General features: G+C 43.3%; 15 protein-coding genes. 12 read left to right on the plus strand and 3 right to left on the minus strand.

Annotated elements, in window-relative coordinates:
• Position 1 precedes the first annotated feature (1 nt).
• The 7 genes from JWG45_RS13150 to JWG45_RS13180 all read left to right on the plus strand — a co-directional run bounded on the left by JWG45_RS13150 (position 2) and on the right by JWG45_RS13180 (position 4,091).
• The gene (locus tag JWG45_RS13150) at positions 2-649 is read left to right on the plus strand and encodes a TetR/AcrR family transcriptional regulator (protein WP_205280228.1); all 648 of its coding nucleotides are present in this window, start codon (positions 2-4) and stop codon (positions 647-649) included.
• A gap of 135 nt (positions 650-784) precedes the next feature.
• A complete protein-coding gene (locus JWG45_RS13155; RefSeq protein ID WP_205280141.1) occupies positions 785-1,384 on the plus strand; it encodes a DUF4328 domain-containing protein in 600 nt (199 codons plus the stop codon).
• A gap of 299 nt (positions 1,385-1,683) precedes the next feature.
• Complete coding sequence (locus JWG45_RS13160) at positions 1,684-2,121, plus strand: VOC family protein (RefSeq protein WP_232380673.1); 438 nt, start codon at positions 1,684-1,686, stop codon at positions 2,119-2,121.
• 27 nt (positions 2,122-2,148) lie between these two features.
• A complete protein-coding gene (locus JWG45_RS13165; RefSeq protein ID WP_205280142.1) occupies positions 2,149-2,541 on the plus strand; it encodes a DUF2200 domain-containing protein in 393 nt (130 codons plus the stop codon).
• A gap of 273 nt (positions 2,542-2,814) precedes the next feature.
• Entirely contained in the window at positions 2,815-3,159 is a 345-nt protein-coding gene (locus tag JWG45_RS13170; RefSeq protein ID WP_205280230.1) for an ArsR/SmtB family transcription factor, read from the plus strand.
• Entirely contained in the window at positions 3,146-3,619 is a 474-nt protein-coding gene (locus JWG45_RS13175; protein ID WP_205280143.1) for an SRPBCC family protein, read from the plus strand. The genes JWG45_RS13170 and JWG45_RS13175 overlap by 14 nt, the downstream gene beginning before the upstream one ends.
• Positions 3,620-3,674: 55 nt before the next feature.
• Positions 3,675-4,091: a GFA family protein gene (locus JWG45_RS13180; protein ID WP_205280144.1), complete on the plus strand. Its 417-nt coding sequence runs from the start codon at positions 3,675-3,677 to the stop codon at positions 4,089-4,091.
• Between the two features lie 334 nt (positions 4,092-4,425).
• Here the strand turns inward: JWG45_RS13180 and JWG45_RS13185 are convergent, their stop codons facing one another.
• Positions 4,426-4,806: a hypothetical protein gene (locus JWG45_RS13185; RefSeq protein ID WP_205280145.1), complete on the minus strand. Its 381-nt coding sequence runs from the start codon at positions 4,804-4,806 to the stop codon at positions 4,426-4,428.
• Between the two features lie 82 nt (positions 4,807-4,888).
• Between JWG45_RS13185 and JWG45_RS13190 the strand changes: the two genes are divergently transcribed.
• Positions 4,889-5,719 (plus strand): helix-turn-helix domain-containing protein, encoded by an 831-nt coding sequence (locus JWG45_RS13190; RefSeq protein ID WP_232380674.1) that lies wholly within the window; start codon positions 4,889-4,891, stop codon positions 5,717-5,719.
• 26 nt (positions 5,720-5,745) lie between these two features.
• On the opposite strand, the gene JWG45_RS13195 is transcribed toward JWG45_RS13190, so the two are convergent.
• Positions 5,746-6,930 (minus strand): adenylate/guanylate cyclase domain-containing protein, encoded by a 1,185-nt coding sequence (locus JWG45_RS13195; RefSeq protein ID WP_205280146.1) that lies wholly within the window; start codon positions 6,928-6,930, stop codon positions 5,746-5,748.
• A gap of 119 nt (positions 6,931-7,049) precedes the next feature.
• On the opposite strand from JWG45_RS13195, the gene JWG45_RS13200 reads away from it, so the two are divergent.
• Genes JWG45_RS13200 through JWG45_RS13215 form a run of 4 tightly spaced genes read left to right on the plus strand, consistent with a single transcriptional unit; the run spans position 7,050 to position 9,845 of the window.
• Positions 7,050-8,168, plus strand: a complete 1,119-nt coding sequence (locus tag JWG45_RS13200; protein ID WP_332476558.1) for an MBL fold metallo-hydrolase — start codon at positions 7,050-7,052, stop codon at positions 8,166-8,168.
• Positions 8,165-8,590 (plus strand): YeeE/YedE family protein, encoded by a 426-nt coding sequence (locus JWG45_RS13205; protein WP_205280147.1) that lies wholly within the window; start codon positions 8,165-8,167, stop codon positions 8,588-8,590. The genes JWG45_RS13200 and JWG45_RS13205 overlap by 4 nt, the downstream gene beginning before the upstream one ends.
• Positions 8,587-9,027 carry a DUF6691 family protein gene (locus tag JWG45_RS13210; RefSeq protein WP_205280148.1) on the plus strand — a complete coding sequence of 147 codons (441 nt, stop codon included), beginning with the start codon at positions 8,587-8,589 and terminating at the stop codon, positions 9,025-9,027. The genes JWG45_RS13205 and JWG45_RS13210 overlap by 4 nt, the downstream gene beginning before the upstream one ends.
• A gap of 8 nt (positions 9,028-9,035) precedes the next feature.
• Positions 9,036-9,845 carry a sulfite exporter TauE/SafE family protein gene (locus tag JWG45_RS13215; protein WP_205280233.1) on the plus strand — a complete coding sequence of 270 codons (810 nt, stop codon included), beginning with the start codon at positions 9,036-9,038 and terminating at the stop codon, positions 9,843-9,845.
• 371 nt (positions 9,846-10,216) lie between these two features.
• Here JWG45_RS13215 and JWG45_RS13220 read toward each other — a convergent pair whose 3' ends face one another.
• Complete coding sequence (locus JWG45_RS13220; RefSeq protein WP_205280149.1) at positions 10,217-11,884, minus strand: Ig-like domain-containing protein; 1,668 nt, start codon at positions 11,882-11,884, stop codon at positions 10,217-10,219.
• Positions 11,885-12,038 lie beyond the last annotated feature (154 nt).

Genomic DNA, 12,038 nt, shown 5'->3' on the forward strand with positions numbered 1-12,038 from the left:
CATGAAAAATTCTCCGGATAAAAATTCGTATCATCACGGCGACTTGAAAAAGGCCTTGCTCGAGGCTTCGCTTCGTATTTTGAAGAATGAAGGTTATAAGGCTTTGAGTCTTCGAAAGGCCGCGACTTACGCGGGGGTCAGTCAATCCGCTCCTTATCGCCATTATGAGGATTTGGAATCCTTATACGCGGACATAGCGGAGGAAGGTTTTAGGATGCTCGCAGAGCGTCAAAGGAAGTTACAGGTTAAATATAGAAAAAAGCCTCTTCTGTTATTTCGAGAGTCCGGTGTTTGTTACGTGGAGTTCGCTCTGGAATCTCCGGATCTTTTTCGCATCATGTACGGGAATCAGATCGAAAGTCATTCCAAATATAAATCCTTGGTTAAGACGGAGGACGATTCTTTTAGGATCATTCTCGAGATCATTCGTGATTGCCAAAGGGCCGGTGTGATTCGAACAAATGACACTGTAAGTTCGGCGACGGCGGCGTGGACCATGGTTCACGGCATTGCGGTCCTTCTCGCGGGAAAACAAGTTATGTTTCGGTCCGTAGATTTGAAGGAAGCAAGAAGAATCACCAAAGAACTAATCCATTATCTTTATATCGGAATGAAGCCTGATGAGGCTCCGTCAAAAGATTTACATTGATATTGTACAACCCATCTTTCGGAGTCGGTAATTTTTACTGACAAGAGTGAATCTTCGATTCTAAGATGGTAACCTCTACGATTTATTAGTTCTTGCAATGCTGTGGATGGGATTCTAAAGAACGGTAATCCAAAATTGATCAATATATTCAGAAATTTTTTATTCTTTCTATTCGAACTGCTATTGATAGCGGGAATCGTGGGGCGAATCCGGAGACTTTTTATCAATTTTAACTATGACATAAGTTATGCGGAAGCTTCTTTAGAACTTGGATCCGAGCAACTATTGTTTGAGTTGGCTGCGGTTACCTGCTTATTTTTTTCAACGATCGTCTTCAGTATTTGGATTTATATCGTTCATAAATGTCTGAGAAAAAATTTAGATTTTCAAGGATTCCTATCTGATTGGTGGGGGATCTTCGGTTTTTATATTCCGATTGCAAGTTACTATGTTCCGTTTTTTTATATTTACGAAACCTATGAAAACTTATATCGGATTCGTTTCGGAAAATCCATTCCAGCAGGAAGTATTTTTAGATTCTTATTGATCCTATTTTGGATCGGTTTTGTTTCGTCAGGGTTACTGATTCTTTTGGATTATTCTTTGATTGAAAAAACGACCGTTGCTGATACGGATAAGATCGATATCGCCGTTTCTGTGACTCTGATCCTTCAGTATGTCTCTTTATTTTTGATAGGAATCCTGGTGGAGCGGCGTCGTAGACAGGTTGCCTAAGATCTTGATTTTTAAGGATTCTATCAAAAACTTTTTGGCTTTGCGAATTCCGCGGCTTTTTTGCATGTCTTTCGTTTGTCATCGGTGTTGCAAAATGGCTTAAAAAATTCTTATAACTATTTAAAGATTGAAGAAAGATCGGGTATAAAAAGAATCCAGTTCGAATTTTTTAGAATAGAATCCGGTGCAAAAGTAAATTGGAACCTTCGGAACGAAAAAATATGCGAAAATCATAATCTTTCGTTAGGCGGCTCGCTTTGAGAAGGAGACAGTTTGCGAACTCCGGATGGAGGAAACCAATGGTTAAACGAATGGACAACGTGGGCATTGTTGTCGAAGATCTTGCGGCTACGATCGCTTTTTTCGTCGAGCTTGGTCTCGAGTTGGAAGGGGAGATGCGGGTCGAAGGAGCTTGGGCGGACCGCATCGTAGGTCTGGATGGGCAACAAGTCGACATCGCAATGATGCGTACTCCGGATGGCCGCAGCCGCCTTGAGTTGATGAGGTTTCTCAAACCGAAGGCGATCCGTTCAGAGCCGAACAACCCTCCGGCAAACACGCTGGGTATGGGGCGAATTATGTTTGCCGTCGATGATATCAAGGATACAATTCGTCGTCTCGAAACCCTTGGCGCTCAACTCGTCGGCAAGTTGGAACAGTATGAAAATAGTTATCTGCTTTGTTACCTCCGCAATCCCGAGGGTTTTCTCATCGCATTGGCCGAGGAGCTTCCATAAAATCTTAGAATGGAATGAAGTAATTTCATGAAAAAAGAAAAAATAGATTCTAAACTCCCGAAGGAGAAACATAGAATATTTACTACTTCTTTTGCCAGTGTTTATCCGTATTATATACAAAAAGCGGAGAAGAAAGGAAGGACTAAGGCAGAGGTTGATACGATTATTGAATGGCTAACAGGATACGATGAGAAGGGTCTTCTAAAACAAATTGAAAAAGAAGTAAACTTCGAGAATTTTTTTGACCAAGCTCCGCTTATCAACGAAAATGTTTCCCTCATCCAAGGTGTAATTTGCGGATACCGCGTGGAAGAGATTGAAGATGATCTTATGCGAAAGATCCGCTATTTGGACAAGTTGATCGATGAGCTGGCCAAAGGGAAGTCTATGGAAAAAATACTCAGGGGATCTCATAGGTGATTGACTGAAATGTTTCCGAGTTTCAGGATCTCGATTCAACTTCAGGTTTTATTCTCCGCTTCACCGCGGCTCGTTGTTCCTTAGACAATCCCGAACGTAAGACATTTTTTTTCGTTCGAGGCCTTCCCGAAATAGACGCGCATTCCAAAACAATCAATCCAATTCTCATTTTTAACGTTTCGAACGATTCTACTTACCCTCGAGGTTTTAAAAAATTGTTTCGGTTTTTAAATTTTCATTGACATGCAGGTATTTGCCTGCATATTATTTTGTATGTCGAAAGAGATGAAAGCGACTGACAAGGTGTTTAAGGCCTTAGCCGATCCTACTCGCCGAAAAGTTCTGGACCTTCTTTATGCCAACAATGGGCAATCGCTTTCGGCCCTCTGCGAACAATTGGATATGCAGAGGCAATCCGTGACACAACACATTGACGTCCTCATCGATGCGGTTCTGGTAACGATCGTGTGGAAGGGGAGAGAGAAGCTACACTTTATCAATCCCGTACCGATTTACGAGGTCTATGAACGTTGGGTTAGAAAATTTGAACAAAATCGCTTACGGTTTTTACACGACCTAAAAGCGCAACTCGAAGGAGAGAATCATGGAAAAACCTAGTTTCGTCTATGTAACGTACATAGCCAGCACACAAGAGAAAGTATGGAATGCACTGATCGATAAGGAAGTAACGCGTCAATATTGGAGTGATCCGTTGGCTAAGAATCCGGCGCATATAAACGTTTCGGATTGGAAACCCGGATCGGAATGGAGACACGAACGACTGGATGAAGAACACACGATCGACATTGTGGGAAAGGTCGTCGAAAGTATTCCTCCGCGTCGTTTAGTTCTTACCTGGGCCCGGCCGAAGGAAGTTGAAGATGAATCAAAACATTCGCGTGTGACATTCGATATCGAACCCTATGCAGATGGATTGGTCCGTTTGGCGGTCACCCACGAAGATTTAGATCCGCAGATGTTGGCGGGGATTTCCATCGGCTGGCCCGGAGTTCTTTCAAATCTCAAAACATTCCTCGAGTCAGGCCGTGCTCTCGCACAGCTCATTGCGGCGACTTAATCCTATCGAAATCTGGACTTTTTGATTTTCAAAAATTTTACAAGGGAAGACGAATATGAATCAACCTTTTTCCGGCGGATGTAGCTGCGGCGCAATTCGCTATAATATTTCCGATAAACCGATCTTTATGAACGATTGTCAATGTAGGGATTGTCAACGGATGAGCGGTACGGGCCACGGATCTTATATGACGTTTCCATCTCGGGTAGCTGTGACGCTTAACGGGGAAGCGACACACTTTGACAGGGTCGGCGACAGCGGTAATGTTAAAACGAGCGGATTTTGTGCAAAATGCGGTTCACCAATATATATGACATTCGCCGCAATGCCGGAACTTTTTACGATTCACGCCGCGAGTCTTGACGATCCGAGTCGATACAAGCCGCAGGCTGTGACGTATGTTAAACGCGGTTTTTCTTGGGATTGCATCGATCCTTCTCTGCCGAAATTTGAAACGATGCCTTCAAACTAAAAAAGTATCGGCGAGCGGGGATTTAATGTTTAAAAAGACGAACCCATTCCTTTTTAGGAATCGCAAGGTCCCCAGTCAATAGGTTCGTTTGAATGGATTCTATCTTTCTTCCGTTGGAAGAAGGGTGATAGAATGAAACCGTTTTTCAGAGAAACCTCACTCTCAATTGGAAACGAAGAGTGTTTACCCGGATTGCCGCCTGGACTTGGCAATCGGGGTAAAGTCTACTTTCTACTATAAGTTCTGATTTACACTTTTAAGTTTATAATCTAAAATCTGTTTTTTCATTCTATAAACCTCATTTTAGAATCCGCGAGTCAGTGAAGTTTTCCGTTTATTTTACGGAGCTTGAGTAGATTCTTATTTCCGGATTCGCTTTGAGCAAGGGTTTGAGCGCGTTCACTACGTCCTTTGCGAACAGATCGCTCTCGAGATAAGCTTCGGCTTGTTTTCGCGTTGCAAATCCGTGAAGAACCTGTACATCTTCTTCGCGTAATAACAGCTCTTTTGATTTTGCACCCGCTATGTTTTTAAGAAACGGTTTCTTGAACTTTTCATATACTTGGCCGGCGGCAGGTCGATCGTTCGCGTCGATCTTTAAAGTGATTTCGAGAAATGCCTTTTCGGCAAAGATCATCTTCGGCAACACAAACATAGAAATGGCGAGCAAAGTAAAAATTGATTTACTCATGTTAAGCGCTAATATTTGTTTCATCTATAATTCTCCTTTACGATATGGATTATATTTGCCGATGATGAAATCACATTGTATAATTCTGCAATCCTAAGAAAAAAATATGCAAACCCTCTTAATGAAAATGGATTCTTTTCCGCTAAATCGTCAGGAAAGAATATGTATTTGGGGAAGTCGTTGCCTCTTCGCCGGTTACCTTCCGGATTTAACCTTACGTCGTAGAGCCGCGGCAACGGTTTGTATCGGTTTAGATGGAGAATTTCAAGTTTCCTTGAATGACTCAGATTGGACTCGCTTTCGCAGCGCATTGATTCCGCCGATGGTTGATCATTCTATTCGATTTTCCGGCGAGTTTTGCGTTTTACTTTTTATGGATTTGAGCAGTCCTAATTATCAATCTTTGAGATCTTCCAATGCGGAAATGGAAAAGGAAGGTATTTTCATAACCTTGAAGGAGGAGAGACAGCTCTTTGATAAGGTCGATCAAATTTTATCATCCGATTCGGAAGCATCCATATTAGAATTATTGAATCAGATTCCACCGTTATCGGAGAATGAATCTCAGATCATTGACGATCGGATTCAAAAGATTGTGGATATGATTACTACGATGCCGCAGGAAAATCATTCCGCTAAAGATCTTGCTGATTTTGCCGGAATGTCGGTTTCGAACCTGGAACACCTATTCAAAAAGGAAGTCGGAATTCCGTTCAATTCATTTCGCACCTGGTTTAGACTTAAGTTGACGGTTTATTCCTTATTACACGGCATGAATCATACCGAAGCTGCACATCGCGCTGGTTTTTTTGATTCCGCTCATTTTACACGAACCTTTCGCGCTACCTTCGGGTTGCCTCCATCTGAAATTTTCAGAAGTACGCGGCCGCTGCGATCGTTTATCGAAGTGCCTGCGAGTTACGCGGAATCCTGGTAGTTTTTCCGCGCGCTGTGAAATTGTTCTTATCGAATCGATTCTTCCGATTCGTAACTCAGATAGGTTGTCATCCAACCCTTACCTTTTACATCCACCGATCTACTCGTTTCGATCCGTGATTTGTCGCGCAGTAGATCGTAAGTTGTTTCAGAAATTTGAATTCTACCCGCGACTCCGTGCGATTCCAATCGACTGGCGGTATTCACGGCATCGCCCCAGAGATCGTAAGCGAATTTTTTTCTTCCGATGACTCCGGCGACGACGGGTCCCGAATGAATGCCGATTCTCATTTTTAAAACCTTTCCGGTCGGATCTTGTATGGTTTTTATAAACTTTTGGATTTCCATTGCCATCTGCATCGCGTCATCCGCGTGATTTTGATCCGGACTTGAAATTCCGGAAACAGCCATATAAGCGTCGCCGATCGTTTTTATTTTTTCCATCCGATATTTTTCCGCGATGGCATCCAGACGTGTAAAGACTTCGTTTAGAAAATGCACCAATGCCTCCGGCGATACTTTCTGAGAAATTACCGTAAAGTTTTCTATATCTGCAAATAGTATCGAAACCATAGGATATCCGTCCGCGATGGTCGACGGGTTTCGTTTTAATCTTTCGGCGATACGTGCCGGTAGAATATTCAAAAGTAGATTCTCCGCACGATCGTGCTCTTCTTTGTTTTTGGAAATAAAATAGAACAAGCTGAAAAACGTAAGCGTACCGGCGCCTATCATGTTTATGACAAAGAACAAAATTCTTAGATTGGATTCCACTTTTGTCGCGGACAACTGCGGTTGTAATTCCGCGAACCCGGCTAAGAGCAGGACGATCAGAAAGAGTCCGAACCAGATCAAACCGTGACGGATCGGAGCAAAGGAAAGCGCTCCAAGCGGAGAAAGAATCGCCCAGATAACAACGGCGCCCGAATTTTCAAAACCTCCCAAACTCAATTGCAAAAGAATAGGAAGTATCAGAATGAAAAGAAGCTGAAGAAATCTAAAGACCAAATATTTTCCGGTTGCAAAGACAAAAAGTAGGCTCAGGAAACTTAAAATTCCATATCCACCCGGAATCATCGCTGCCCGCGGGAAGCCCAAAGAATAGTAAAGAATTCCCCATAGAAAACCCGCGGCCGTAAAAACCATCGAGAAGATAATCAATCCGTTCTTGTGCAGATTGTCTTGTTCCTTTGTTTGTTTCTCTGATGACATGATACCTTTATAGACGAATAAAAAAAGAATCGGATAAACCCGTTTTTTATCATAACACTGATTGGGCAAGCGTCGCTTGTATTATTCTGCAATCCTTTCGAAAAGTTTTTTGGAAGATCGTGAGTATTTTAAAAGTGTCTGCAGGATTATACAAGGCGTTTGTATTTCAGAACGTTATACTGCTACCCATGAACGGCACTCTTTTGTATCAACTTTTTGAAATTCAATCTTCGACCTACACTTATTTGATCGCTGATCGGGAAACAAAAGAAGCGGCGGTCATCGATCCTGTATTGGAGACCGTGTATCGAGATTTGAATCTGATACGCGAACTCGATCTTCATTTGAAGTATATTATAGAAACCCACATTCATGCGGATCATATCAGCGGAGCGGACGAAATTAGAAATAATACCGGGGCTAAAACGGCAGTGAGCGCCTTGGCAGGAATCGATTGCGCGGATATCGCGCTCGAAGACGGTCAGACACTTTTCCTTGGAAGTAAAAAAATAAAAGCGATCGCAACTCCCGGACATACGAACGCATGTATGAGTTTTCTCTTTGAGGGGAGATTGTTTACCGGAGATTCCCTTCTTATTCGCGGAACGGGAAGGACCGATTTTCAGGAAGGCTCCGCAGAGAAATTGTATGAAAGCATCACCCAAAAAATTTTCTCGCTTCCGGATCAGACTCAAGTTTATCCGGGACACGATTATCTAGGCCTAACGTCTACAACGATCGACTTGGAAAAAAAGTTAAACCCGCGTGTGGGCGGTAATCGTTCCAAAGAGGAATTTAGAAAGATTATGAGCGACTTGCAACTATCGACTCCGAGAAAAATGCATCTGGCAGTTCCCGCAAATTTAGGATGCGGAAAAATAGAAACGGTAAGAGTGATGAACCCGCAAATTCTCACAGGGATTCCGATGGTCACGAACGAAGACGTATTCAAAAAAATCGGAAAGATAAGAATCATCGATGTACGTTATCCCGGAGAATTCTACGGAGTGCTCGGACATATTGCAACGGCTCAGCTCGTAACGTTGGGCTCGGAGTTGACGAAATTTTTGGAGACCGGGGATCGCTCCGAAGAGATCGTCTTTGTCTGTCGAAGCGGGAAACGTTCTAGCGAAGCCACAAAGGATAGTATTCGTATGGGTTATAAATTCACATATAGTATGGCAGGCGGTATGTTGGATTGGAATGAGAAGTTGCTGCCAAAGGAGTTAGAAGAATGACAACAGATTGGATCATGGGACTGATCGGCGGAGCGGTCATCGGTATCGCCGTTTCTTTAATGCTTTTGTGGAATGGAAGAGTTACCGGAGTCAGCGGTATCGTGTATGGAGTTCTTATACCGGTGAAGGGAGATACGGCTTGGAGATGGTACTTCATCGTGGGGTTGTTATTGGGCGGGCTCTCTCTAAAAATAGAAGCTCCCGAACTCTTAGCGGTCGAGATACAAACAAAAACATGGATCGGATCGCTCGCGGGTGTGCTTGTCGGTTTTGGCGCGATGTTGGGAGGCGGTTGTACAAGCGGACACGGTGTTTGCGGAGTGAGTAGATTTTCGCCACGCTCCATCGTTGCAACGATCGTTTTCATGGGTGCGGGAATGGCGGCGGTTCTCATACTCCGAAAAATGGGGTTGCTCGTATGAAGTATAATCTTGGCTCCTTAATCGTCGGTCTGTTATTTGCGATCGGACTCGGTGTTTCCGGAATTTTACAACCGGCGAACATAGTAGGTTTTTTAGATGTATTTGGAAAATGGAATCCCACTCTTCTTTTTACGATGGCGGGTGCGGTCGGAATCCATTTTATCACTTACAAATTAATACGAAGAAGAAAAACCCCTCTGTTTTCTAAGGATTGGTTTATACCAACACGCCGGGAAATCACGCCGGCGCTTGTCATCGGAAGTATTATTTTTGGGATCGGGTGGGGATTGGGAGGTTATTGTCCGACGGTCTCCGTCACTTCTTTGGCGAGTTTCGAAACTAGACCGCTTATAGTTTTCGGGAGTATCATTTTTGGAATGTTGCTGTTTAACTTTCTGGAAAGGAAACTGAATCTGAAGAGTAAGTTAGAATCTTAATCAAGGTGATGTTGATTCTCGGTTACATTGCGGCGTTTCTAATGGGAACTTCCTTCGGACTCATCGGCGCCGGTGGGTCCATTCTCATGGTGCCTATTCTTTTTTATTTATTCGGGCAGAATGCGATACAAGCTACAACAAATTCGTTATTTGTCGTCGGTGTAACCGCGTTGATCGGAGCTCTGATAAAAGCGAAAAGTGGTCATATAAATTTAAGGACAGGTTTTCTGTTCGCGATGCCGGGTTTTGTAGGCATCTACATCGCGAAACATTTTATTCTTGCCTCACTTCCTGATATTTTGATACATCGGTTTGGTTTTACTCTCACCAAATCCTTGTTAGTGATGACTGTCTTTGCGATCATCATGGCTTTTAGTTCTTGGGCGATGATTCGATCAGGCAGTTCCGCCGCGGAAGAAGGATCGCCTCCGATCAAGGCGACCTCATCGAACTTTGTGGGCATCGGATTCAAAGGACTGACCGTCGGTGCGATCACTGGTTTTGTCGGAGCCGGAGGAGGGTTTCTGATCATCCCGGCTCTTGCGCTTCTACTTAAGTTTCCTTTAAACGTTGCCGTAGGCACTTCTCTCGCGATCATCGCTGCGAATTCTCTATTCGGATTTGCAATCAGTTTTTCTTCGGTGCAATTCGAAGATTGTCCTTTACTTCTAACCGTTTCGATCTTGGGAATCGGAGGAATGTTCTTTGGGCAGATTCTTTCTTCAAAGATGGAGGAGCGATATCTTAGAAGAGGTTTTGGTTATTTTGTGTTCGTCGCCGCCTTTTTGATTCTTTGGGATCAGAGCTTACGATTCTAAGAAGATTCGGTAAAACTCTCGCTTCCATTTTTAATCCAGAATCGATACAAACCGGCTCTTACATTCGGATCACTCGACAAAAAATCAAACGGATCGAAAGGGACGAATCCTTTGTTTTTAGGACGTGATTCGATTGGATTTCAGAAAATTCTTATTAGATCCCTCAAGTGAAGAATTTGGAAAGTCAAACAAAGACCGTAGATTCTTCTCAGCGAAGTGGAAAACGAAAAATTTCGATAGTTTCTAAAAGGAAACGATCTCTTCTTTGGATTCCAATCTCTAAAAAAAATCTCTGCTAAGAGTTGATACGTGAGTTTTTCATAGGGGATGTCCATCCACTCTCGGATGGAACATCCCCTATGAAAATCGAATTAAGGAGCGGTTGTAAAACCCGTGGTTTGAGTAAAGTCGGCCCCGAGGGTATTATCGGACGCATCTCTGATCGCCGCTTTCACTCTCACTTTGTAAGTCGTGTTCGGTAGCAGCGCTGCTCCGCCGGAATTGACTCGAATTCTATTGTTTCCGGTATAGATCGTAAGGGCATTCAATCGAACACAGCTTGCAAAGTTATCCGGAGAAATCTGAATGTTTCCTCTACAGGTTCCGTTAGAAATATTTCGACTAAAATCGTTCGGGTTCATTTCTTTGGAGAAAGTAATTTCAACGTTATAACCGGCGGAAGGTTGATTTACACTTCCATCGGTCGGAGTAATCGCGAGAATCGTGGGAGGAGTATTGTCCAAATCGTCTCCGGTTGTAAATCCGGTCGCCTGAGTGCCCCCCGCAAAGGCATTTCCGGACAGATCTTGAATCCCGTTTGTAAGTCTTATCTTATAAATCGTCTGAGGCGCTAACGGATCTATTAGAAAAAATGAATGAATCAATCCTATATTGTCCCCGTCATAACGGAAATTTGAATTCATTCTTACACATGTATTAAAGTTATCCGAAGAAATTTGAACGGTTCCCGAACAGGTGTTGTTTGCGGAATTCAATACAAACGAAGTAGGATTCATCTTTTCCGTAAAACCAAGGGTAAAAACTCGATTTCTCGCGACTCCGACCTGGTTTTCTCTTGGAAAGATCTGCGCTAATTGAGGAACGTTCGAGTCGTTGGTCTGAGTAATGAAGGTGAGAATTTGTTCATTCGATGAGTTTCCGGCCACGTCTTTAGCGCCCGCAGTGATTTTAACCTGATAATCCGTATTACTGCTTAGAGCTAAAGCCGGTTTTACGATCGAAGAACGCATTTGATTGAAAAGCTGAGGTTGTGCGGCGATTCTTTTGCAGCTCGCGAAATTGTTATCCGAAATCTGAATGCTGCCCGAACAAGTTGTGTTCGAAGTATTGACGTTAAGCGAAGTCGCATCCATCGCTTCCGTGAATGTGATGGAGAAGGAAGTGTTGGTTCCGACTAACGCATCCCCATCCCCGGGAAGAGAATATTGGATCCCGGGAGCGGTAATATCTGCGTTTGCAGAGGTGCTAAAGGTAGTAGTAACGGTCGCTGAAAGCTTTCTTCCACTCTCGTCGATGATCGTATCCAGAACTCTGATTTTGTACTGAGTTGAAATCGCTAAATTGTTTGCTGGATCCAATCGGAAGGAAGTGCTATTGGTTCCAAAGGGAGTGGTAGGCGCTGAATTCATACGAACGCAAGTCACAAAGTCGTCCGAGGAAAGACTGACCGAACCTGAACAGTTCGTATCCACTGTGTTGGTTGTAACGGAATTCATATTGATTACTTTTGAAAAAACGACCGTCAAATTGGCGTTAATCGGTATATTCGCCGCGTTGTGAAGAGGTGTCGTTTGGGAAAGAGCGGGGATCAAGGGAGAGGAGGCCGGAGGAAGAATCCCTGTCTCAGAAGGAGGGGAAGGTGTATTCTGTGTTCCCGGTGTGCTGAGCAATGGAACGAGGGTAGTCTCTAAATTTGAGGTCTTCTTGTCGTCGCAGTAGAGGATGGAAATCCCCAAAAGAACGATCCAAACAACGTTCCGGAATTTATGAGTCGATGTATGATTGATTCTGTTTTGCACGATAATATCCTCGATCTTTTCGATCATAACTTAGATTTTTATTTATGAGTCAAGACTCATATAATTTATAACCTCCGAATATGCTTTTTTACGAATGCGCGCTCTTTTCCTGTTCCTAAATACATGTCGTTTATTCCTTTGTTTTTGTCTTCCT

It is taken from the genome of Leptospira ainlahdjerensis (genome assembly GCF_016919175.1).
GTDB classification, from domain to species: domain Bacteria; phylum Spirochaetota; class Leptospiria; order Leptospirales; family Leptospiraceae; genus Leptospira; species Leptospira ainlahdjerensis.